The sequence below is a fragment of the Oricola sp. genome (assembly GCF_022763245.1).
Lineage (GTDB): Bacteria > Pseudomonadota > Alphaproteobacteria > Rhizobiales > Rhizobiaceae > Oricola.
In genome coordinates this window covers 1-21,810 of the sequence record NZ_JALEGV010000036.1, presented here as the reverse complement: position 1 = coordinate 21,810, position 21,810 = coordinate 1, and the positions used below count along the sequence as shown (strand labels likewise).

20 protein-coding genes and 1 pseudogene are annotated in these 21,810 nt (G+C 61.5%); 5 read left to right on the top strand and 16 right to left on the bottom strand.

Annotation, left to right across the window (positions count from 1 at the left end; all coding sequences use genetic code 11):
* Nucleotides 1–6: 6 nt before the first annotated feature.
* Together MRY80_RS16185 and MRY80_RS16180 are read right to left on the bottom strand one after the other, a co-directional pair.
* Complete coding sequence (locus MRY80_RS16185) at nt 7–1,026, bottom strand: ABC transporter permease (protein WP_293292087.1); 1,020 nt, start codon at nt 1,024–1,026, stop codon at nt 7–9.
* 141 nt (nt 1,027–1,167) lie between these two features.
* The gene (locus tag MRY80_RS16180; protein ID WP_293292086.1) at nt 1,168–2,142 is read right to left on the bottom strand and encodes a substrate-binding domain-containing protein; all 975 of its coding nucleotides are present in this window, start codon (nt 2,140–2,142) and stop codon (nt 1,168–1,170) included.
* 159 nt (nt 2,143–2,301) lie between these two features.
* Between MRY80_RS16180 and MRY80_RS16175 the strand changes: the two genes are divergently transcribed.
* A complete protein-coding gene (locus MRY80_RS16175; protein WP_293292085.1) occupies nt 2,302–3,336 on the top strand; it encodes a LacI family DNA-binding transcriptional regulator in 1,035 nt (344 codons plus the stop codon).
* Nucleotides 3,337–3,977: 641 nt separating this feature from the next.
* On the opposite strand, the pseudogene MRY80_RS16170 reads toward MRY80_RS16175, so the two are convergent.
* Nucleotides 3,978–5,042 (bottom strand): annotated as a pseudogene (locus MRY80_RS16170) (AMP-binding protein); the annotation flags it as partial.
* Nucleotides 5,043–5,085: 43 nt separating this feature from the next.
* Here MRY80_RS16170 and MRY80_RS16165 point away from each other — a divergent pair.
* Nucleotides 5,086–6,038 (top strand): IS630 family transposase gene (locus tag MRY80_RS16165; protein WP_293292157.1). Its coding sequence is split into 2 segments (ribosomal slippage): nt 5,086–5,400 and nt 5,403–6,038, totalling 951 coding nucleotides; the frame shifts between segments, so codons are not numbered across the junction.
* A 50-nt stretch (nt 6,039–6,088) separates the two neighbouring features.
* On the top strand, nt 6,089–6,913 hold the full coding sequence (locus MRY80_RS16160) for an IS5 family transposase (RefSeq protein ID WP_293292084.1): 825 nt from the start codon (nt 6,089–6,091) through the stop codon (nt 6,911–6,913).
* 50 nt (nt 6,914–6,963) lie between these two features.
* On the opposite strand, the gene MRY80_RS16155 is transcribed toward MRY80_RS16160, so the two are convergent.
* The 7 genes from MRY80_RS16155 to MRY80_RS16125 all read right to left on the bottom strand — a co-directional run bounded on the left by MRY80_RS16155 (nt 6,964) and on the right by MRY80_RS16125 (nt 15,223).
* Entirely contained in the window at nt 6,964–8,136 is a 1,173-nt protein-coding gene (locus tag MRY80_RS16155; RefSeq protein WP_293292156.1) for an MFS transporter, read from the bottom strand.
* A gap of 113 nt (nt 8,137–8,249) precedes the next feature.
* On the bottom strand, nt 8,250–9,359 hold the full coding sequence (locus MRY80_RS16150) for a mandelate racemase/muconate lactonizing enzyme family protein (RefSeq protein ID WP_293292083.1): 1,110 nt from the start codon (nt 9,357–9,359) through the stop codon (nt 8,250–8,252).
* A 37-nt stretch (nt 9,360–9,396) separates the two neighbouring features.
* The gene (locus MRY80_RS16145; RefSeq protein ID WP_293292082.1) at nt 9,397–10,299 is read right to left on the bottom strand and encodes a carbohydrate ABC transporter permease; all 903 of its coding nucleotides are present in this window, start codon (nt 10,297–10,299) and stop codon (nt 9,397–9,399) included.
* On the bottom strand, nt 10,296–11,192 hold the full coding sequence (locus MRY80_RS16140) for a sugar ABC transporter permease (RefSeq protein ID WP_293292081.1): 897 nt from the start codon (nt 11,190–11,192) through the stop codon (nt 10,296–10,298). The genes MRY80_RS16145 and MRY80_RS16140 overlap by 4 nt, the downstream gene beginning before the upstream one ends.
* A complete protein-coding gene (locus tag MRY80_RS16135) occupies nt 11,185–12,240 on the bottom strand; it encodes an ABC transporter ATP-binding protein (protein WP_293292080.1) in 1,056 nt (351 codons plus the stop codon). Before MRY80_RS16135 ends, MRY80_RS16140 begins: the two co-directional genes overlap by 8 nt.
* Before the next feature lie 10 nt (nt 12,241–12,250).
* Nucleotides 12,251–13,798: an argininosuccinate lyase gene (argH, locus tag MRY80_RS16130; protein WP_293292079.1), complete on the bottom strand. Its 1,548-nt coding sequence runs from the start codon at nt 13,796–13,798 to the stop codon at nt 12,251–12,253.
* Nucleotides 13,799–13,885: 87 nt separating this feature from the next.
* Nucleotides 13,886–15,223, bottom strand: a complete 1,338-nt coding sequence (locus tag MRY80_RS16125) for a sugar ABC transporter substrate-binding protein (protein ID WP_293292078.1) — start codon at nt 15,221–15,223, stop codon at nt 13,886–13,888.
* Between the two features lie 121 nt (nt 15,224–15,344).
* Between MRY80_RS16125 and MRY80_RS16120 the strand changes: the two genes are divergently transcribed.
* Entirely contained in the window at nt 15,345–16,265 is a 921-nt protein-coding gene (locus tag MRY80_RS16120) for a LysR family transcriptional regulator (RefSeq protein ID WP_293292077.1), read from the top strand.
* 216 nt (nt 16,266–16,481) lie between these two features.
* Complete coding sequence (locus MRY80_RS16115) at nt 16,482–17,165, top strand: UPF0149 family protein (protein ID WP_293292076.1); 684 nt, start codon at nt 16,482–16,484, stop codon at nt 17,163–17,165.
* Nucleotides 17,166–17,317: 152 nt separating this feature from the next.
* On the opposite strand, the gene MRY80_RS16110 is transcribed toward MRY80_RS16115, so the two are convergent.
* From MRY80_RS16110 to MRY80_RS16085, 6 genes are all read right to left on the bottom strand, one after another.
* Nucleotides 17,318–18,040 (bottom strand): recombinase family protein, encoded by a 723-nt coding sequence (locus MRY80_RS16110; protein ID WP_293292075.1) that lies wholly within the window; start codon nt 18,038–18,040, stop codon nt 17,318–17,320.
* Nucleotides 18,041–18,433: 393 nt separating this feature from the next.
* Nucleotides 18,434–18,925 carry a phage terminase small subunit P27 family gene (locus tag MRY80_RS16105; protein ID WP_293292074.1) on the bottom strand — a complete coding sequence of 164 codons (492 nt, stop codon included), beginning with the start codon at nt 18,923–18,925 and terminating at the stop codon, nt 18,434–18,436.
* Nucleotides 18,922–19,344, bottom strand: coding sequence for a hypothetical protein (locus tag MRY80_RS16100; RefSeq protein WP_293292073.1), 423 nt, complete (start codon nt 19,342–19,344; stop codon nt 18,922–18,924). Before MRY80_RS16100 ends, MRY80_RS16105 begins: the two co-directional genes overlap by 4 nt.
* A 112-nt stretch (nt 19,345–19,456) precedes the next feature.
* Nucleotides 19,457–19,945 (bottom strand): phage terminase small subunit P27 family, encoded by a 489-nt coding sequence (locus MRY80_RS16095; RefSeq protein WP_293292072.1) that lies wholly within the window; start codon nt 19,943–19,945, stop codon nt 19,457–19,459.
* A complete protein-coding gene (locus MRY80_RS16090; protein ID WP_293292071.1) occupies nt 19,945–20,268 on the bottom strand; it encodes a hypothetical protein in 324 nt (107 codons plus the stop codon). Before MRY80_RS16090 ends, MRY80_RS16095 begins: the two co-directional genes overlap by 1 nt.
* A complete protein-coding gene (locus MRY80_RS16085) occupies nt 20,265–21,503 on the bottom strand; it encodes a site-specific DNA-methyltransferase (protein WP_293292155.1) in 1,239 nt (412 codons plus the stop codon). The genes MRY80_RS16090 and MRY80_RS16085 overlap by 4 nt, the downstream gene beginning before the upstream one ends.
* Between the last annotated feature and the right edge of the window lie 307 nt (nt 21,504–21,810).

The window sequence follows — 21,810 nt, the reverse complement described above, 5'->3', positions numbered from 1 at the left end:
TGCTCCTCAGCTCTTTTTCGTGGCGTAGTTCAGCGCCAGTTTGCGGAAGGTATCGTTGGACAGAACCGCCCCGAGAAGCAGCGCGCCGATGATCAGGGAACCGACATTCGGATCGAGGCCGGAGAAGAAGATGCCCTGGTTCACGATGGCGAATGTCATCGTGCCGATCACGATGCCGATGACCGATCCCGCGCCGCCGGTCAGCAGCACACCGCCGATGACCACGCACATGATCGAGTTGAAGATGAAGGACTGCCCCGCCGCGACCTGCGCGCTTTGATATGTCATCAGTTGGAGCACGCCGACGAATGCGGCGGCAAAGCCCGACAGCATGTAGAGTGACACCGTCAACCACTTCACCGGGATGCCCGCGTTGTGGGCGCTTTCACGGTCACCGCCGACGGCGAAGATCCAGTTGCCGATTGGCGAGACGTGCAAGAGGTAGAAGATGGCGACCGCAAAGCCAGCCCACCAGAACATCGAGACGTTGAACATTCCGCCGATGAAGGCGCCGAGGACGGTCTTGGTGACAGGATCCGGCACCAGGAAGACACTGGTCGATCCGGAAATCAGCACGGCGAATCCGAGCGTCAGCCCCATCACGGCGAACATCGTGCCAATAGTGACGATCAGTGAAGGAATACGGGTCCGGACAACCAGATATCCGTTCACGAAGCCAACCAGCAGCCCCACGCCGAGTGCCGCGACAATACCGACCACCGCAGGCAGCTCGTAGTGGCCGGAGACAATCGCTGCCGTCATAGAGGAAGCGGGGATCACCGACCCCACTGAAATATCGAGTTCGCCGGCGATCATCAGCAGACCGACCGGTAACGCGACGATTCCGACTTCGGCCGCGATGTTCAGCCAACTCGACCAGCCTGGGGCGCCGATGAAGACAGCACCGCCCAGGATGGCGAAGAACGTGTACACGATCACCAGTCCGACGAGCGATCCGGCCTCCGGTCGCCTGGCGATTGAGCCAAGTGACACCGGGAATGAGCGGCTATCGGATTGTCTCGACATGGACCTTACCCCTGATGGCGGTCATCTCGCGCGACACGGGACGACAGTTTGCAGCCCGACATGGCGGACAGCGCGATTCGACTATGAATTCGGTATCGGAATCCGCCCGCCGCCTCTTCAACGGCGGGCGAAACGCGCCGCTTAGCGGGCGCCGGCTTTCACGCCTTCGATGACCAGATCAACATTGCTGGCATCGATCACGCCCGGACCGGTGAGAATTTCGCGGGTCGGGATGGTGACGCCATAGTTGACGAAGTTGTTGAGGATCGACACCGCGAAGAAGCCCTGCTGATAACCCTGCTGGTCAATCGCGCAGTCCTGGGTACCCTGCTGGATGTTGTTCAGGATCGAGTCGTTGAAGTTCATGCCGCAGACATGGACCTTGCCGGCCTTGCCAGCCTGAGAGATGCCCGAAACGGTGGCGTTGGTGTCGCCGTCGCCGATAGCGAACATGGCATCGATATCCGGGTTCTGCAGCAGGTGAGCACGAACGGCCTGTGCGACCGCGGTTGCGTCGCCGAAAGCAGTCGCTGGAAGCTGCAGGACCGAACCGGTGCCGCCGGCGGCCTTGATGCCGTCATTGAAGCCATTGCAGAAGGCTTCGATGTTCGCCGCGCCGGGCAACGTGTTGACGCAGGCGCCGTTTTTGTGACCGGCACTGCCGAGATATTCACCGCCGGCGTAGCCGGACTTGTAATCGACCGCTCCGACATAGTTCATCGCACCAAGGCGATCTGCCGCTTCGATGCCGCCGGCATTATAGATCACCAGCGGGATACCGGCCGCGACCACTGCCTCGAATGCCGGGTCCATCGCCTCGGGTACCCAATCCGGGCCGACGATCGCGTCAGCGCCCTGGTCGATGGCCTGGCGAATGAGTTCCGCCGCATCGGGGCCGAGATTGTCATAGTTCTGGGGGCCAAGCCAGGTGACCGAGCCGCCCTGGGCTTCGGCGACGACGCCGGCGTCTTCGGCGCCCTTCTTGACGCGCGACCAGAACGGATCGTCCGGCTTGCCACCAATTACGAAGATGTCAGCAGCCATGACAGAGGTGGCCACGCATGCGGCGATGGCCACTGTGGATACGGTTGCCGCGATACGGCTGAATTTATTCATCTGGATTTCCTCCCGCGTCCCGTCCCTATGACAGGACCTCTGAACGGGAGGCTATATAGCGGATGCTTGCATTTCCTGAAACAGGGAATAAAGTCATTTGTATCAAAAGTATCAAATCATATCATTCACAATGACATTTCTAGACGCGATGGAAAGAATATGAACCGGCCAACAATCGCAGACCTCGCCGAAGCGGCGGGCGTGTCCGTCTCAACCGTGAACCGCATTCTCGGCGGCACTGCCTCCGTCCGCGGCCAGACGATGCAGCGCGTCCAGAGCGCGGCCGAACGCATCGGCTTCTACGGAATCGGGGCAATTGAAGACCGCATGCGCAAGTCGGCGCCCAACTACCGCATGGGCTTTCTGCTCCAGCAGTCGACACGCGAGCTTTATCAGCTTTTCAGCCGCAAGATCGTCGCGGCCTGCCGCGAACGCCGCGACGAGGTCGTTGACCCACTCGTCGATTTCGTCGATCGCCTGACCCCGGACAACATTGCGGCACGGTTGATGGCGCTCGGGAGGGAGTGCGACTCGGTCGCCGTCATCGCGGCAGATCATCCGCTCATCGGCCAGACCATCCGCGAGCTGCGGGAGATGGGAAAGCCGGTCGTATCCTACATCACCGACCAGTCCGCGCCCGAACGCGCCGCCTATGTTGGCGCCGACAACTGGAAGCTCGGCCGCACGGCAGCGTGGCTGATCGCTCAGATGACGCACGGGCCCGGGCGGATCGCGGTCTTCATCGGCAATCACCGCTACCAGTGCCAGGATGTCGCCGACGCCAGCTTCCGCTCCTATATGCGCGAACACGCCCCGCAGTTGCTGGTCGAGGAAAGCCGACCCACCCACGAGGAACCGGGCCAGGCCTACCGGATGGTCACCGACCTCTTGGCGACGACGGACGACCTTGTCGGCATCCTGATCGTCGGCGGCGGCATATCAGGCGTACTCCAGGCGCTGCGGCAAACACCCGAGGAACAGCGCAAGGGCATAAGACTGATCTGCCGCGACATGGGCCCCGAAACCCGCAAGGGCCTCTCCGAAGGGCTGATCACAGCAGCACTCTGTCACCCGCCCGAAGCAACTTCTGATCTTCTCGTCCAAACCATGATCGACGTGATCGAGCAAGAGAGCCCCGGCGCGCCGCTGCAACGCACGATCCCGTTCGAGATCATCACGCCGGAAAACATCTGATCGTTCAGGGACTATGCACCCAGACCGCCGAGCCTCACGAAACGTCCCGACTTTGCGTCACCGTCTCGCCCAAGAACACCATTTCCGCTTTGACATGCGCGAGCCCGCGCATGTTCTCGTGATGAACGATCCAGCACGTCCGCGGCGCCGGAAGTTAAGGCAGGAAGTGGATGAGGACAGCATGATCAAGGGCGAGACAGTCGTGCGACACCCCTGTCCCCGCGCCCGGAAGTCCCTCAAACACGTCATGCATCTCGGCCACCTCGACGGTCAACGCCCGCGATGAGCGCACATGCAAGTGCCAGCCAGCGCAGCGGCATACGAAAATTTGAAGTGGCTTCAATCTGCTACGAGGAATTGATGGCGGAGCGGACGGGACTGGAAGCGAACGTTCTCTGGCGCCTAAGTTATTTTTCTAATTCAGTTGACTGAGGGTTCTACCGGTTATGCGGTTCAATCGCGGCTGGCAGCGAAACGAATGAACTTCGGCCGGGTCGGCTTCTTCCGGAACAGCACGGGCCCGCTGCGGCGCCATGCACTTGGAACACGTTATTTGCGAGATCGACGCCGATGATCGTAACCTTTCCCACGGACGCCGTCTCCTGCAGCTTATGCTTCTGATCTGCGAGTGATGATTTACCTCAGCTCGGCTGGAACGTATCGGCAAAAATGTCGCGCAGCTGGTTCTTATGTACCTTTCCCATCGTGTTGCGCGGAAGTGCCTCCATGACGGCGATATGCCGAGGCCGCTTGAAACCGGCTAGATTGCGCCTTGTCGCCTCTTCCACCGCGGCGACATCGAGCGTCTCACCGGGTTCGGAAACAAGGACCGCAATGACGCTTTCGCCAAAATCCGGATGAGGCGCGCCGATCACAGCGCTTTCCTTTACGCCGGGCAAAGCATCCAGGAATAGCTCGATCTCCTTGGGATAGATGTTGAACCCGCCCGAGATGATGAGATCCTTGTCGCGCCCGACGATATTGACATACCCGTCCTCGTCGATCAGCGACAAATCTCGAGTAATGAAGAATCCGTCCTCGCGCAGTTCCTCGCGGGTCTTCTCCGGCAAGTTCCAGTAACCCTTGAACACGTTCGGCCCGCGCACCCAGAGCACGCCTATCTTGCCGCGGGGCAACTCGTCCCCGGTTTCCCGATCGCAGACCTTCACCTCGACGCCCGGCAGAGGAAAGCCGACCGTCCCGGCGCGACGCTACCCGTCATAGGGGTTCGACGCATTCATCGAGGTTTCCGTCATGCCATATCGTTCAAGGATGCGGTGACCGGTGCGCTCCTCGAACTGCCGATGCGTTTCGGCCAGGAGCGGCGCAGAACCGGAGATGAAAAGCCGCATATGGGCGACACGATCCTTCTCGAAGCGCGCATCGTCCAGGAGGCGGGTATAAAAGGTTGGCACGCCCATCATCGCCGTTGCTTGAGGCAAATGCTCAAGCACCGCGTCCGGATCAAATTTCGGCAGAAAGATCATGGAGCCTCCCGCCAGCAGCATCACATTCGTCGCCACGAAAAGTCCGTGACTGTGAAAGATCGGCAGGGCGTGAAGCAGCACATCGTCGTGCGTGAATCGCCAGGCATCCACCAGTGCCTCGGCGTTGGAGACGAGGTTGCCATGCGTCAGCATGGCTGCCTTGGATCGTCCTGTGGTGCCCGAGGTATAGAGCAGCGCCGCGAGGTCGCCCGCATCTCGCGGCTCGGTATTGAATTCGGCACTCTCGCAATGCGCGAGATCGATTAGCGTGTTTCAGAGATATATTGAAGAAGGGTTAAGCGGGCGTGCGGCGGCGTTGCGTCTGAACTTGTCACCTGCGACAGGTGCGCGATGGGCGCGCCAAGTGAGGACCAAGGGCCACGCGGAACCCGCACCCCAGGGACCGCCGCGCGGCAAAGGCAAGCTGGCACCGCATCAGGCTTTCCTTGAGGAGTTGATTGCACAAGACCCCGACATCACCCTCTTCGAGCTACGCGACGCGCTGGCCGAGGCAGAGGGCGTGCAAGTGCATCACTCTTCCATCGCCAACCTGCTGTCCCGGCTCGGGTTCACATACAAAAAAAGTCGCTGGTTGCCACCGAGCGCCGTCGCGCCAAGGTAAGGCAACAGCGCGGCGATTGGTTCAAGCATCGCTTGCCCACCCTCTCCCGGATGCCAGACCGCGTTGTCTTTATTGACGAAACCGCAGTGAAGACGAACCTGACCCGCCTGCGTGGCCGATCCAGACGAGGCGAGCGTCTGACCATGGACGCGCCCTTTGGAAGTTGGGGGACGCAGACACTGATCGCGGGCCTGACGCAGGATGCACTGATCGCGCCTTGGGTTATACAGGGTGCGATGGACGGCCCGGCCTTTGCCGCCTACATCCGCGAAGTGCTGGTCCCAGAGATCGCACTAGGAACCGTTGTTATCCTCGCCAACCTCGCGACGCATCGCAACAAGGACGCCTCGCAGGCCCTGCGCGACCACGGCTGCTGGTTCCTGTACCTGCCGCCTTACTCGCCCGATTTGAACCCCATCGAACAGGCATATTCAAAGCTGAAAGCCCACTTGCGACGGATCGGGGCTAGAAGCTTCACCGAGGTCTTCGACGCTATCGGATCAATCTGCGATCTCTACGATCCAGAAGAGTGCTGGAATTACTTCAAGTCTGCCGGATATGTCTTAGTGTCTGATCGGAAATGGGTTGAGTGAATTCAGCAGGTTGTGATTCTGTTCGGTTGCGAAACAAAACGGAGATCACGATGGCCTGGACCGAATTCACCCGTGCGCAGCATAGGCGCAAGACGAAGCACTATCCAAGCGATTTGGCCGATGCGGAATGGAAGATCGTGCGGCCATTGTTGCCCGGTCGCAACCGCCTTGGGCGACCGCGCAAGGTGGAGTTGCGCCGGGTCTGGAATGCGATCCAGTATCTTGCCGCCGCCGGGTGCGCATGGTCGCTCCTGCCGAAGGACTTTCCGCCGGTCTCAACCGTGCGCTACTATTTCTACCGCTGGCGCGATGATGGCCTGCTGGCGGAGATCAATCGCCACCTGGTCGCGGCCGCGCGCCTCGCAGCAGGACGCAACGTGCAGCCGACAGCCGGTGTGATCGACAGTCAGAGCGTGAAAACCTCTGAAAACACGTCCCTTTCCGGCTACGATGCGGGCAAGCGGATCAAAGGCCGAAAACGCCACATCATCACTGATACCTGCGGCAACCTGATCGCATGCGAGGTTCATACGGCCAATATTCAGGATCGTGACGGTGCGCCAAGGGTCTTCGCCAAGCTCCGCCGCGAGGCTCCGAGACTGCGCCACATGTTCGCGGATGGTGGCTATGCCGGACCGAAGCTGCGGGGCGCCCTCGTGAGCCTCGGACGCTGGACGCTACAGATCGTCAAGCGCTCCGATACCGCCAAAGGCTTCGAGGTGCTGCCACGCAGATGGGTCGTGGAGCGCACCTTCGCATGGCTCGGTCGCTGTCGCCGTTTGGCGAAGGATTGGGAGAAATCCATCGAAAGCGCAGAAGCTTGGCTGCTGATCGCCCATATCCGGCGCGTGTCCCGACTCCTTGCAACAGATTGAAATCCTTCATCCCATTTTGAATCGGACTCTTAGGTTAATATCGAAACGCTTTAGGTGTTAAGCCTGCGTAGTTGCGCCCCGTACCGAATGATCGCCACCAAGAGTGTCAAGACATGCGCGGTTGAAGCAACCGCCAGCAGTGAAACAACCGCCAGCGTGCTACCAGAGAAGTCATAGACTAGACCGGCAGCGGGCGGTCCCGCGGCCATCCCTAACCCCGACGCAAGCCGTCCGTACCCAAGGTTGACGGGAAAGTCGGCGCACGGTGAAAGCCCGCGCATGGCAGTAGCCATGATGACCTGTTGCCCGCCGAAACCGACCCCCAGCGCGAGTGGGTACAGTACGAGCGCAAAACCCTGAGAGCCTGTCATCACAAAACCCATACCAACATAGGTCAGACCCACGGCCAGTGTTGCAGCAGTGATCACCCGCCCCACCCCCACAACGTCGCACAACCAGCCCGATCCCAGCCGCCAGAGGAATATCACCCCGCCCCCGAAGGAAGCGATCCAGACAGCGCGGTCGGGGGCAATCCCCTCGGCATCGAAGATAGCTATCTGCTGCGTTAGCAGCCCATGGTAGGAGGCTGACCCGAAGAAGAAGGCAAGGCACATGACCGCAAGCCGCCACTGCCCCGCCCTGATCCGACGCGAAAGGGACAGGGCGACTTCGGATCTGTGCGCGCTGCGCCGCTGGTCCAGACGCACCGCGTCGAAGATCAGGAGGTGGATCGCCGCGACGAGCAGGATGACCAGCAGGCCCAGCACGGCATAGGCGGCGCGCCAACCGTGGACCTCGATCACAGCCTGGATCAGCGGCAGCCCGAGCAGTGTCGCCAACCCGGAGCCCGCGTCGGCGATCGACATGGAGGTGGCAAGCCTTGTGCGAATGCGCCGCGCGAGGATCGCGAATACCGCAAAGGAACTGACGCATTGCGCCCCAACCCCCCCCAGCAGCCCAAAGATCAGCCAGTAGCCGGCGATGCCGTTCACGAACAGCGCCGTGCCGCAGAGCGTGCCGCCCAGCAACAGGGCCAGAGCGCCCATGATCCTGCGGCTATCCCAGATTCGCATGACATGGCCCAAGAAGGGGGCCGAAATGGCGTTCGCCAGCGCAAAGATCGCGAAGGCGGTGGAGATCTCGCCGCGGGACCAGCCGAATTCCTTCTGGAGCGCTACAAGGAAAACGCCGAAGGAGCTCCAGATCAGGCCGGAGATCGCCATCAACACGAAACCCGCCGCCACCCTTGCGCGCACCGCGCGCCGCCATCTGATCCGGCGGCGCGCGGTCGTTGCTTGCCGGGCCATTCGACTGGGGGACGCGACCCCGGCCACGGTCAATTCAGTCGGTACCGCTTGACCAGGTCCCAGTCCAGTTCATGCCCGAAGCCGGGCCCTTGCGGGACGGCGATGATCCCGTTCTTCGGGTCGGGTCGGTTGGCGATCAGCCCGGCCCAGATCGGGTCGCGGTCGGGATCGGCGAAACATTCCACCGCAATCCCCTGGGGGAACGCGGCGAGCATGTGCAGGGCGATCTGCGGCTCCTCGTGATGGGCAAGGCCGATGTCGTGCAACTGGCAAAGCGCCGCCGCCCTCCGCCATTCGGTCAGCCCCCCCGCCTCGGAGGCGTCGAAGTTCACGATGTCCACCGCTTCCGCCGCGACCAGGCGGCGCACGCCTGCGGCCGTCATCTCGCTTTGACCGGCGTTGATCGGGATCGACGTGGCGCGGCGCATCTCGGCCATCATCCGCGCGTCGTCATGCCAGTGGCAGGGCTCCTCGAACCAGGCGATGTCCAGGTGCTCTACCATCTTCGCGAAGCGCCGCGCCTCGGACAGGGGCCAGCCGCGGTTCGCATCGACGGCGATCATGAAGTCGAGGCCAGCTCCGTCGCGCGCGACGGCGATGCGCTCGGCGTCCTTCTCTGCGCTCAGGCCGCCCACCTTGACCTTACAGCCGGCCATGCCCCAGTCGCGCAGGCGCTGCATTTCGCGGCCCAGATCGGCGAGCGTCTTGCCCTCCTCGTAATAGCCGCCGATCGAGATGATCGGCAGGTCCTGCCGGAAGCCACCAAGCAGACGGCAGATGTTCACCCCGGCCGCCCTGCCGATCAGGTCCCAAAGCGCCGTATCCACGCAGGCGATCGCCTCCATCACCAGCTTGCGGTCGCGGTTCCATTCCGCGCGCTTGGCCATTTCCTTCCAGTGCCGCTCGACGGCATGGACCTCCTGGCCGATGACGATGGGAGCGAGTTCTTCCTCGATGATGGTCACGATCTCACGCAGGTGGGTGCGGTTGTCGCCGTTGTAGACCTCACTCACCAGCCCTTCGTCGGTCTGGATGCGGGTAATAACGGTACAGCGGCTGGCGACGCTGTAGCGACTGCCGCCGAATACGCGCTTGAGAGGAATTTCGACGGGGATGACTTCAACGCCGGTAATCTTCATTTTGCCCTCTTTTTTCTTTCTGAAGTCGTTGTTGGATTCATTCGCCCTTGGCGCCGCCCTCGGACAGGCCAACGACGAGTTTCTTCTGCACCAGCAGGTAGAAGGCCATCACCGGCAGGGTGATAAGCACGGCACCCGCCAGAAGCATGCCCCACGAATAGATGTTGTCCTGGCCGATCCATGTCGCGAGCCCCAGCGGCAGCACCTTTTTGCTTTCCGAAGAGGTGAAGACCAGCGCGAACAGGAACTCGTTCCAAGCGTGGTTGAAGCTGAACACGCCCACCGAGACCAGGCCCGGCACCGCCAGAGGCACGGTCACGCGCAACATCGCGCCCAGCCGGGTGCAACCGTCGACCATCGCGCTTTCCTCAAGCGACATCGGGATCGCATTGTAGTAGGAGCGCATGAACCACAGCGCGAGCGGCAGAGTGAAAGCGGTGTTGGCGATGATCAACGCGATGAGCGTATCGGCCAACCCCAACTGGATGACATAGATGTAGAGAGGCAGGACGATCAGCACCTCAGGCAGCATGTAGCAGATCAGCGCCACGCGGGCGAAACTGCCGATCCCGAAAAAGTTGAACCGGCTCAGGCTGTACGCCCCGATCCCCCCAATCACCAGCGAAAGCGCGGTGGAGGTGCCTGCCACGAACAGGCTGTTCATGAAATAGACCGGGAAGTTGGTCTGCACAAACAGGTCGCGGTAGTTGTTCAGCGTCCATTCGTTGGGAAGGAACGTAGGCGGGGAAACATACAGCTCCGATCCCGGCTTGAACGACGAGATGACCATCCAGAAAAGTGGGAAGCCGACCACGGTGACGGCCGTTAGCGCCAGAAGGTAGATCATCACCCGGTTGGCAAGGTAGTGAACATCGTCAATCTGCCGGTGACGGCGCGGCTCGGCCCGGGCAGGGATATGAGTGTCTGTGGTAACGGTCATTGCTTCGACTCCGCCCGGCGCATCAGCAGGAAGTAGACGGCGATCAGCGCCGCGAGGATGACAAAGGTGAGGATAGCTATGGCTGCGGCCCGGCCCAGTTCGAAATCTACGAAGCCTTTCTGGTACACGAGGATCGGCAGCGTCGTTGTCGCGTCGAGCGGCCCGCCGCCGGTCAGCAGGTAGATGATTTCAAACTTGTGAAAGGTCCAGATCGTGCGCAGCAGCGCGGTCAGGATGAACACCGGCATGACATAGGGCAGCGTGATCCTCCAGAACTGCTGGAACGCGCTTGCGCCGTCGATCTTCGCTGCCTCATACTGTTCCTGCGGGATGGATTGCAGGATGCCCAGCAGCGCCAGCACCACGAAGGGGAAGAATTTCCAGACACCGACAATGATCACCGACACCATGGCCCAGCTTGTGCTACTCAGCCATTGGAGCGGCCGGTCGATCACCCCGATGTCCATCAGGAAGAAGTTCAGGATGCCGACGATGTCGTGGAACATGTAGCGCCAGACCAGAACGGCTACGATCGTCGGCACCAGGTAGGGCGCAAGAAGGATCGCCCGCGCGATGCCGCGCATCGCGAAGCTCTGGTGCAGCAGAAGCGCTATGCCCAAGCCCAGCACCATCTCGACCGCGACCGAGCCGAATACCCAGACGAAGGTATTCCATAGCGCCGTCCAGAACGCGCCGTTGTTCAGCGCCCAGATGAAGTTCTCGAAGCCCACCCAGGGCCCCGAAAGCGCGCCAAGGCCCACGTCCTGCATTGCCGTTGCGAAGACGGTCACGGTAGGCACCGCCGACAGCAGGATCAGCAGTGCCGCGCTGGGCACGAGAGTCAGATAGGCGAGCGTTCGGTCACCCGGCTGCACGGTCCTTGCGTCAGACATGTCCGGCCCTCCGTACAAGGGTGTTAGGGGCGGTGATCGCAAGCCCGGTTTCAGAGTCGAAACGGCGGACTTCCTCGGTCAGCACGGCAAAGGCCACTTCCTCGCCTTCAGCTCCATCAAAGGGAATGCTGGACGGGATGCGGGAGATCACTTCCGTTTCCGGCAGGCTGCTCGAGACGGTGCCGTAGATCAGCCGATCGCCGCCTAGATACTCGATCCGCCGGATACGCAGCGGCGCCTCCATCAGTTCGGCGCCTGGCTCGAAGCTGGCGCGCGGGAGGAACAACTCCGGCCGAAAGCCCACCGTGACCGGCCCGGTTTCCACCAGGTTCATCGGCGGCGAGCCAATGAAGGTGGCAACGAAGGTGTCGGCAGGATAGCCGTAGATCTCTTTCGGCGTGCCGACCTGGCGGACCTTGCCCGCCTTCATCACCACGATCCGGTCGCCCAGGCCCATCGCCTCCACCTGGTCGTGGGTCACGTAGATCGAGGTCACGCCGACCCTGTCCTGGAAGCGGCGCAATTCCTCGCGCGAACTGTGTCGCAGTTTGGCATCCAGGTTCGAGAGCGGCTCGTCCAGCAGGAACAGCTGCGGGTCACGCACTAGCGAACGCGCCAGCGCCGTGCGCTGCCGCTCCCCGCCCGATGTCTGCCTCGGCTTGCGCTTCAAAAGCGACTCGATGCCAACCAGGTTCGCGGCCCAGCGCACCTTCTGGTCGATCTTCGACTTCTCCACTCGCTGCACGCGCAGCGGGAAAGCGATGTTGTCATAGATCGTAAGATGCGGATAGAGCGCGTAGTTTTGGAACACCATCGCCACGTTACGGTCCTTGGGCTGAAGCCTCGTCGCGACCTTTCCGCCGATCACGATATCGCCAAGGGTCGGCAGTTCCAGCCCCGCGATCATCCGCAGAAGCGTGCTCTTTCCGCAGCCCGATGGGCCGAGAAGCACAAGGAACTCGCCGTCATTCACCACGAGATCGATATCGGAGACTGCTGTGTGGCCCACGAATGTCTTGCTGATCCGCCGGATCTCTACTTGTGCCATGCCATTCTCCTCAAGATCCGCCGGCAGGGCGTGCATCGCCTCTTTTGAAGCTTTGCGCCCGCGTGTCCAGCGCTGCGTAGGCCGTGTCGATCCGGTTGGAGAACGCCGCCAGTTCCATCAAATCCGCCTCCAGCTGTGCCCTCCGGTCAGCGATCATCTCATGCATCCGCTCGGGGGCGGGGCCGCCAATCGCCTTGCGGCTGCGCACGTTCTGCATCGGATCGAGCGCCTCGCTCACCTGCGTCGCCGGGATGCGGAATCGCCGGCCGAAGAGCACCTCGGCTGCATCGTCCACATCCTGCGTCGTGATCTGGTCGGCAGTCTTGCCGGCCTCCAGAGCCACCCGCACCACGCGGCCCACTACGTTGTGAGCCATGCGGAACGACACGCCGGCGGACCGCACAATGACATCGGCCAGTTCGGTTGCCGTACCGTAGCCGATCTCTGCCGAGCGCTGCATGACATCGGGACGGATCTTGAGCGTGGAAACCGCCCCGTCGAACACACGCAGCGCCAGCGTTGCCCGCTCCATCGTGTCGAGGCAGGGCGTGTTGCCCGCGCTGACTCCGTCGTTCACGTCGGCGAACGATGTGTTCTTGCTACACGCAAGTACCGTGCCAAGCATGCCCGTGGTCATCGCGGCCACCGCCTTCACATGTTCCATCGCTGCAGGGTTCTTCTTTTGCGGCATGATGCTGCTGGCGCTTGCAAAGCTGTCGTCAAACTCGACGAAACCGAACTCCATAGTGTTCCAGAGCTGGATATCCGTCGCAAGCCGTGAGACGCCGGTCATCAGAAGCGCGAGCGACGCTGCGGATTCGTGAACGTCATCGCGAGAGGATACCCCCTCGTAGGCGATTTCCAGCAATTCCCCGAAACCCAGCATCTGGCGCGTTGCCTCCCGATCGATTGGAAAGCCGGTGGTTGCCAGCGCACCCGCGCCCAACGGGCAGCGGTCGGCACAGGAAAGCGCCGCACGCAGGCGGCGGTAATCGCGCCCCAAGCCGTCGGCGGCTGCAAGCATGTAATAGCCAAAGGTGATCGGCTGCGCGTGCTGCGTGTGTGTGTAGCCCGGCATTACTGTCTCGACATGATCCGAGGCCAGCGCGATTGCCGTGCGCCTTAGCCCTGCCACCACCTCCAGCAATTCCATCAGGCGTGCCCTGAGAGCCATCCGCCAGGATGTTGTGTGCAGGTCGTTGCGACTGCGCCCCGTGTGCAGGCGTCCGCCAACATCCGCGCCCAGCGTCTCAACGATGTGCCGCTCAATGTAGGAATACAGGTCCTCGGCCTTGTAGTCGACCTTGAGGACCGAAGGCCCACTTTCCCGAAGCGTCAGAAGCACGTCTAGGATTTCGCGTATCGAGCCGGGCGCGACGATGCCGCGGTCAGCCAACATCAACGCATGGGCCAAGTGTATGCGCAATTCCGGCTCGAAGGTGTGCTTGATGCCGGCCGCGACACCGTAGGCATAGTATGAGTTCACGAGGCTTTGCGCCGGGGGCGAGGAAAGGCGTTCGCGCAGCGACACGTCGCCGGACGGTGTGTTCTTGATCATTGGAAAACCATTTCCGCTTGGGTTATTGTTTTTGTGGTCGCGACGGCCTAGGCGTATTGCTGCCCGGGCCGAGCATTTTGGGTGTGGTCAGTTCTTCTTGAGGTCGTCGACGATGGCCTGCATCTGTTCTTGACCCCACGCTGCAGCAGCTGCCGGGTCCTCGCCTATTAAGACCACACGCTGCACGACTTCCGCAGGAATGTGGCGGGCGACGATCGGGCCGATGTAGGGGTTGATCACGCCCGAGCGGATCGCCTTGCCATCCGCGAACGTGGCGCCGGCCTCGCTGTCGAAATCGAGGCTGTTCGAGGTGTCGAACGCCAGGTCGGCGAATTCGGCGCGGCCGCCAAGTTTCGGCGTGCCCATCGCGTTCACCTGCTGCTGCACATCCTTGATGGGCGGGATCAGGTGCGGGAAGGCGGTCATCGAGAATTTCGCAAGCCGGTCTCCGGTCGCGATAAACTCTAGGAACTTGCGCGCGGCCTCGACGTTCTTCGAACCGACTGCCTCGGAGGACAGCGCAAACCCGTTGGCGTTCACGAACTTGACTGCGGCACCGCTCGGACCCGCAGGAAGCGGGGACACGTCGGTGTTCCCGAACAGGTCGGGCGTGTTCGCAAGCGCATTCGCGGCCAGCCTCGGAGCATAGATGTCCTGCCCGATCCGGCCTGTCAGGTAGACGTTGATCATGTCACCGTAGGAGTAGGAGTTGATCCCCTCGGGCGAAAAGGCCGCCATGTCGCGCAGGAATTCCAGCGCCTTCACCGTGCCCGGGTTGTTGAAAGTCACGTTCAGATCGGCATCGAAGTAGGTGCCGCCCGCCGACCACATCATGTGCGACAGGAAGATGCTCGTCATCCGGTTCTTGCCGGCCGGGAAGATGAAGCCGTAGTCGCCATCCTTGGTCAGCGACTCGGCGTTCGCCTTCATCTCGTCCCAGTTGGTGGCGGGGCTGAGACCCAGCTCGGCGAACTTGTCGCTGCGGGTGTAGTAGAGGCTGAAGTTCCCCAGCGTGTAGGGCAGGTCGTAGTTGTTGCCATCTACCTCGATCAGCGCGCCGTCGATGTAGTTCTCACGGCCGATCTGGTCCACCAGATCATTCAGCGGCAGGATGTAGCCGCGCCGCGCGAACTCGAACCGTTCCTCGGGCAGCAGCTTGAACACCTCCGGCATCGTCTTGGTGTTAATCGAGGCCATCACCTTCTGCAGCCGGCCGTCCGTACTGATCGCTTCCATCTGCACATCGATGTCGGGGTTCGCAGCTTCGAACTCGGCAATCGCCTGGTTGAAGAACTCGATGCTGGGCGGATCAGTTTCATTGTGCAGGAACCGCACGACCTGTGTCTGGGCAAGTGCGGATGTGGTCATAGCGCCGGCCGCGCAGAGCGCGATGACCAGTCCGGCTAACGGTGCGCTGGGTTTCATTGGTCTTCCTCCCTCTGTTTCCGGACCGTTTCATTGGTCCACTTTGATATACGTACCATCCACTTGAAATCCGTCAATTGCATCGATCTAATATGAGATATCCAGTTTTCGGATAGGTATAATGATCGACCTGAACGCCTTAGAAATCTTCGTAGCCGCAGCCGAAAAGCGCAGCTTTTCTCGCGCAGCGGTGGGCCTGGGCCTGGCTCAGCCAACTGTCAGCCGAGTAATTAAAGACTTGGAAGTCGAGTGGGGCGAACCTGTCTTCTACCGTACTGGGCGGGGCGTCGAACTGTCGGAATTTGGACACGTAGCCTACCTAAAGGCCAAGACCTTACTGCGCGAGGCAGAGCAGGTTTCGCAAGATCTGCGCGAGGCCAGCCGCCGACCAGCGGGACAGGTCGCCATCGGCATCCCACCCTCGATGGTCGGTGCTGTAATCCCCGATCTGGCACTGGGCCTAAGTCTTGACGAGCCGGGGATAAAGCTGCGGGTCCGTGAAGGCTTTAGCGACCAGATAGAGCGCTGGCTAGCGGACGGTTCGGTCGAAATCGGATTGGTCAGCAAGTATCGGGAAATAGGGCAGTTAACGGAACCCGCGATCTTTTCTTCTCCGCTCGTTCTGGCACGGGCGAAGTCGCATGGCCCCCTGCCCGATACCCTTAATTTCGCCGATATCGAGGGAAAGCCGCTGGTACTGCCAATGCATCCCAACGGGCTGCGGGTAGCGCTCGAAACGGTGTCGCGTCGTATGAAATTCTCGCTAAATATTTTTGTCGATGCAGAGTCTATAGTAGCGCAGAAACTCGTAGCTGAGCGCTGTGGATGCTACATGGTCAAGGCGGCGCAGACCCTGTCAGAAGACGGGTCGGTGGAAAAATTCGCTTCCAGCGTGATTGTTAACCCCGGAATCCAGCGCTACGTGGTGATGCAGACTAGCCAGCAACGCCCACTGACAAAGGCGGCACGAGAGGTTACGGAGCGGATCACCGCCATCATGCGGCAAATCTCCCGCGAGGATGTAGCACACAGAACACCCTAAGCTGCCGGTCCCGGTTGCCCGTCTTCCGATGATTTTGAGCACGATAGCATGACTGAGGCGGGGATATTGGTTCGGTTGTTGCTCAGTCTATGTTGATATTTAATAGTGTTGACCTATTGAAAATCGGCCGTTTTTTGCACCAGAGCCGATTTTTGCGTTGGATTGCGAAGCTGCAGGTCTGCCGTTAGATAGCCTCGACTTTTCCGGGAGATTTTCATGGGCCAATCCGATCAAGAGCTGGATCGCCTCAACGGGCTGCTGCATACGCTGCCCGTGGAGAACATGCCCATGACGCTGAGCGAGCTTGATGGCTATGTGACCGGCGTTCTTGCCTGCCCAGAAATGATCCCGCCCTCAGAATGGCTGCCGCATGTCTGGGGAGAAACAGGTGCGGCAGACTTTCCCGACCAAAAGACAGCCGAAGAGATTATCGGCGCGGTCATGGCGCATTACAATGCGGTGGCAGAGTTGATGACGCATGCGCTCTGGGTTGAGCCGATCTACGAGATCGACCCCAACAGCGACGAGACGATGTGGGAGCCCTGGATTGATGGGTTTACCCGCGCGATGGGTCTCAGGCCCGATGCCTGGTCGCACCTGCTCGACGCGGCCGACGAGGAAACACGGGCCACGATGATTTTCATGATGGCGCTGCAGGATATCTATACTGGGAAGAGCAAGTTTACCGATGAGGAGATCGACGAGATCGACATTGAGGCGCCCGAACTGATTCCGAATTGCGTGGCGACGATCTTGCATCAATCGCGCCCTGAACTCGCGGGACAGGGTTCGGCCAACCTGCCGGGCCAGCCGTTCAAAGCAGTTCCGCGGCCGGGCCGCAACGATCCCTGCCCCTGCGGATCGGGCCGCAAGTACAAGCAGTGTTGCGGTCGGAATTGACGACACGATAAAAATTCTAGGTTTGGTGGTCGCAGTGAGGCATCCTGATCTCATTATGAGCGACAATCCACTCCAGCGTTTGGTGGCCGGCATATTCAAGTTCAACGACTTGATCGAGTCACCCCGAGCTAAAAACCAAATTCATTTTCCGTTCAACAAGCCTGCTCCAATCGCAAAAGCAGATTCCTCACGGTCGATACATGCCACCGCCCGCCCCGCCGTGTGCGAATGCCCCTGGCGTTGAACTCCGTCACAATGGCCCGCAACGTCACGTGGCCTTGACCACGAACGTCCTCCAAAACAGGAGCCAAACTTTCCGCAAACGCATCGGCATTGGCGCTGACCGTTGCCCGCAGAGCCGCGCCGTCTTCCCCTGCTTGCCTGAGCGCCGCCGCCCCGTTCGGATTGCCCAGCTTCACGCCCCGCGCCTTGGCGGCCGCCAGCGCCTCTTTCGTGCGCCGGCTGATCGCTTCCCGCTCCTGCTGAGCGACGAGCGCCATGATGCCAACGGTCAGGTCGTTGGCCTCGGGCATGTCGACCGCGACGAAGCTGACGCCACTGTCGCGCAGGGTCAGCAGGAAGGCGGCATTGCGGCTGAGGCGATCCAGCTTGGCGATGACCAGCGTGGCGCCGGTGAGACGTGCCAGTTGTAATGCCTTTTTCAGTTCAGGCCGCTCGTTCCTGCGACCACTCTCGACCTCAGTGAACTGTGCGAGGATGGTGGCATTCTTTTCGGTTGCATAGTCCTGGATGGCTTTTCGCTGCGCCTCGAGTCCCAGCCCTGATCTGCCCTGCCGCGCCGTCGAGACCCGCTCGTAGGCGACCAGCTTTCCGTCACAGGACGTCATGCAAATAGAGGCGTCTGCGACACGCAATCGTCGTCCTTGGCAACTGTGACGGAAACAGCTTGTTTCGTCGCCGTTCGCTCAAAGTTTCGCCCCAGTTGCCCGACTATTTGCAGGTCAAATCTGTAAGGGAGGAACTTCATTCGATGACGGCACATCATGCCAACATTTCCCGGGCGTGTGAGCCAGCATGTGCTCCGCATCAGCCGATAGTCGACCTGGAGCCTCCATCTGAGAGACACTTGCGCAGCCGACGCCGTCGCTTTCTTACAATCGTGATCTTTTTCATCTGCGTCGTGATCATCGGGTTTCTCTGAACCCTGTTCCGCTTTTTCGACCATGACCACACCTGCGCAACGTTCGTTTGGCAGTTCTGTACGGTGACAGGAGAACGCTAGTCCACTGATTAAAATGGATTTCTCATCAATCGGAGGAATGCACGACTCTCACGGCCGGCGCGTCGACAGTGTCGCTCGGCGAAGGTGAGACAGGCGCAAGAACGATCCGCGTGATTGCGGGGATCGTGCTGGCCGCGGCAGCATCGGCCATTCCGGTCCTCGTGCGCGCCACAGGCGTCAGCCCCAGCTCGGACATGTACCGCCCCATAAGTTCCATCTGCTTGTTGGCGACCGTCAGCCACGGTGACTGCTGGACATAGCCGCTGGGCGTCTTCAGCAGCGTCGGTGTTTCCGCCAGCTTTTCCTCCGCCTCGACCCAGCGGGCATACGCGGTGCAGTAGGCGGCCAGTGCTGCGCGATCCGCCAAGGTCAGAATGCCTGCCTCATGCAGCGGCGTCGCCAACCGCCGCCATTCCTTGCGTGCCACCGCGTTCAGATGGTTCGGGCAGCGCGGCAGAGCCGACAGAGGCGTGGCCGCGAGCGTGCCGGATTTCGGGATGGGTTTGCGCCCTCTCATGACGACCCGGTCTCCTCGTGCTTTTCGATCTGCATCCGCGCCGCCATCTTGTTGAGCCGGCTTTCGATCTTCTCCCTCGGGCTGACGATGCTGCGGACGATCTTCGTGACGCCGGGACTGGCCTGGTGCTCATGGTTGGAGGTCTCGCGCCATCCACCTTGCGTCTTGAGATAGAAGATCGACGATGTCGTGTCACCGGCCCGCGCTCGCTGCAAAAGCCCGTTGGCAACATGGGCAATCGCCTTGGCCTTGCCCTTTTTGTAGCGTGCAAGAACCTCCTCGTCGCGCTCGCAGATCGCGCGGAACGTGTTGCGGGCGATCCCGAAGTAATCCGCGATCTGGTCCTGGTTCAGCAGGGCCGCGAGAGTTTCCACCTCGCGCACCTCGTCATCGGTCAGGGTAATCCTTGGGCGGGCCATCACCCGAGCTCCTGCAGGGAGCGAACCGACGCGGTTGGACCATTGGCGCGCGCCTCTACCGTCCGGATATCTGAGCTCAGGGTCGTTGTTGGGTGTTCCACTATACCCTCCCTTATGCCCGGTCGAAGATCGCGAACGGGTCGTCGACATCCGAACACCCTGTCCCTGTCACGCGTGTCCGCGCCGAGGGCGTCAGTCCGAACTCGGCCGCGTAGCGCACCATGTCGGCCATGGCCTTGTTCGCCGCACCCACGAGCGGGTTCTGGATCGCGTTGCCCGCCTTGGTCCTGATGATGAGGCCGTCGGTTATGGCGTCCTTCTCCGCCATGCGCGCAAGCGCGGTTTCCGCAGAGACCCAGCGGCCGTAGGCCTGGCAATAGGCGGCCAGCGCCCCGCGATCGAGCTCCGTCATGATGCCGAGGCTCACTGTCTCCTCGATCACACGCTCCCACTCTGCCGTGGCCGCCGCGGTCAGGTGATCCGGCGGTGCGGGCCGCGCGACCTCCGGTTTCGGCTCCTGTGCATTCAGCCGGTGCTTGCGCGCCGTGCCGGACAGCACCTTCAGTTGCGTCGGCTTGGTCTTTGGTCCCCGTCGCGCCATCACTCACCTGCCTTTGACCCCCGGTTGGAATCATGGCCACACGTGCAGATGCCGGGCCGACCGGTTTTCCGAGCGATTTCCCCTGAGATTGACCCGCCCCCCGGGGTCCTGCGCCGTCCGAGGCAGACGAAGACCCGGCGCACCGCGTAGCTGCGCATCAGCGAAAGCGCCGTAAAGCCAATCGCCAGCTTGACGTTCTGCGTCCAGGTGGTTTGCAGGCCGACCGCCGGGAACAACACTGCCTGCATTCCGAGCGAAAGCAGGAACCCAGCGGTCACGCTGGTCGAAGCCTCGACGAACGACAGGGCACGTGTCTGGCTCATGCCGTCACCTCGGTAGCCTGTCGTTCAGCGGCAATGTCCGTGAAGCCGCGGCCATCCGCGTCAAGCACCGCCTCCTTGCCGGAGAACGCCTGCCAGCGCAGCACCGCCACGTCCACGTAAGCCGGGTCCAATTCCATTGCATAACAGGCGCGTCCCGTGCTCTCGGCGGCAACCAAGGTGGTGCCAGACCCGCAGAAGGGCTCGTAGACCGCCTGCCCCGGGCTGGAGTTGTTCAGGATCGGGCGGCGCATGCATTCCACCGGCTTCTGCGTGCCGTGCACGGTCTGCGCATCCTGGTCCCGGCTCGGGACCTGCCACAGCGTCGATTGCTTGCGATCGCCCGACCAGTGCCCCTTGCCGCGCACGGCGTACCAGGCAGGTTCATGCTGCCAGTGATAATGACCGCGGCTGAGCACATGCCGTTCCTTGGCCCAGATGATCTGGCTGCGGATGTCAAACCCGCTGGCAACGAGGCTCTCCGCCACCGTGGTCGCGTGCAGCGCCCCGTGCCAGACATAGGCCACGTCGCCGGGGAACAGCGCCCAAGCCTCGCGCCAGTCGGCACGGTCATCGTTCATAACCTTTCCTGTCCGCTTGGTGTCCGAGGCCCCTGCCCGGTTGCGCCAGTCCGGATCGTACTCAACGCCATAGGGCGGATCGGTGACCATCAGGTGTGGCGCCACGCCATTCAGCAGACGCGTGACCGCAGCCTTGTCCGTGGCATCGCCACAGAGCAGCCGGTGCTTGCCCATGAGCCAGACATCGCCGGGGCGCGTTACCGGGGCCTCGGGCACCTCCGGCACATCGTCGGGGTCCGTCAGGCCACCCGTCGTGTCGATCAGCGCGTCGGGCAAAATTTCCGCAAGATCCTCTGCGCTGAAGCCGATCAGCGACATGTCCTCAATCCCGAAATCCTCGCGCAACTCACCGATCTCGATGCGCAGCATCTCCGGGTCCCACCCGGCGATTTCCGCCAGGCGGTTGTCGGCCAGCGTGTAAAGCCGCCGGTCTTCCTCCGACCAGCCACGGGCCACCATCACGGGCACCTCGGCCAACCCCAGCTGTGCGGCGGCCAACAACCGGCCGTGGCCCGCGATGATTGTCCCATCCTCGGCCACTAGCATCGGGATGGTGAAGCCGAACCGCTCCATCGAGGCCACGATTTGGTCGATCTGCTCCGGTGGGTGCTGGCGGGCGTTTTTTGCGTAGGGGACCAAGTCGGCCACCTGCCACATCTCGACCTGCGCCGCGGGCCAGGCCTGCGGGGTGATTTTGGATTGGGCTGTCATCGGGATCCTGTCGGGCATGGGCCAACGCCCCGCTGAAACGAAACGAACCGCAGGGGGTCATTTCGTTTCGCGGACAGCGAAACGTCCATGTTTTATTGGGGTTTGGCGCGGTTTCGGGTGTCAAAACCTGCGCGAAACGAAGTGGATTTCAGGGGGGTGCATTTCGCCAATTCAGGACCTAAACCCCTGATTTCATTGAGGCGGACCCTCTTTGAAACGAAGCGAAATGGGTTTTTGAAACGAGAAAAAACGC

Bases quoted from the DNA above. Each gene is read 5' to 3' on its own strand.
- MRY80_RS16185 (WP_293292087.1), bottom strand. From the start codon at position 1,026: ATGTCGAGACAATCCGATAGCCGCTCATTCCCGGTGTCACTTGGCTCA.
- argH (WP_293292079.1), bottom strand. From the start codon at position 13,798: ATGATCAAGAACACACCGTCCGGCGACGTGTCGCTGCGCGAACGCCTT.
- MRY80_RS16135 (WP_293292080.1), bottom strand. From the start codon at position 12,240: ATGGCACAAGTAGAGATCCGGCGGATCAGCAAGACATTCGTGGGCCAC.
- MRY80_RS16115 (WP_293292076.1), top strand. From the start codon at position 16,482: ATGGGCCAATCCGATCAAGAGCTGGATCGCCTCAACGGGCTGCTGCAT.
- MRY80_RS16125 (WP_293292078.1), bottom strand. From the start codon at position 15,223: ATGAAACCCAGCGCACCGTTAGCCGGACTGGTCATCGCGCTCTGCGCG.
- MRY80_RS16150 (WP_293292083.1), bottom strand. From the start codon at position 9,359: ATGAAGATTACCGGCGTTGAAGTCATCCCCGTCGAAATTCCTCTCAAG.
- MRY80_RS16145 (WP_293292082.1), bottom strand. From the start codon at position 10,299: ATGACCGTTACCACAGACACTCATATCCCTGCCCGGGCCGAGCCGCGC.
- MRY80_RS16180 (WP_293292086.1), bottom strand. From the start codon at position 2,142: ATGAATAAATTCAGCCGTATCGCGGCAACCGTATCCACAGTGGCCATC.
- MRY80_RS16095 (WP_293292072.1), bottom strand. From the start codon at position 19,945: ATGGCGCGACGGGGACCAAAGACCAAGCCGACGCAACTGAAGGTGCTG.
- MRY80_RS16140 (WP_293292081.1), bottom strand. From the start codon at position 11,192: ATGTCTGACGCAAGGACCGTGCAGCCGGGTGACCGAACGCTCGCCTAT.
- MRY80_RS16160 (WP_293292084.1), top strand. From the start codon at position 6,089: ATGGCCTGGACCGAATTCACCCGTGCGCAGCATAGGCGCAAGACGAAG.
- MRY80_RS16155 (WP_293292156.1), bottom strand. From the start codon at position 8,136: ATGGCGATCTCCGGCCTGATCTGGAGCTCCTTCGGCGTTTTCCTTGTA.
- MRY80_RS16120 (WP_293292077.1), top strand. From the start codon at position 15,345: ATGATCGACCTGAACGCCTTAGAAATCTTCGTAGCCGCAGCCGAAAAG.
- MRY80_RS16100 (WP_293292073.1), bottom strand. From the start codon at position 19,344: ATGGCCCGCCCAAGGATTACCCTGACCGATGACGAGGTGCGCGAGGTG.
- MRY80_RS16175 (WP_293292085.1), top strand. From the start codon at position 2,302: ATGAACCGGCCAACAATCGCAGACCTCGCCGAAGCGGCGGGCGTGTCC.
- MRY80_RS16085 (WP_293292155.1), bottom strand. From the start codon at position 21,503: ATGTGGCAGGTGGCCGACTTGGTCCCCTACGCAAAAAACGCCCGCCAG.
- MRY80_RS16090 (WP_293292071.1), bottom strand. From the start codon at position 20,268: ATGAGCCAGACACGTGCCCTGTCGTTCGTCGAGGCTTCGACCAGCGTG.
- MRY80_RS16105 (WP_293292074.1), bottom strand. From the start codon at position 18,925: ATGAGAGGGCGCAAACCCATCCCGAAATCCGGCACGCTCGCGGCCACG.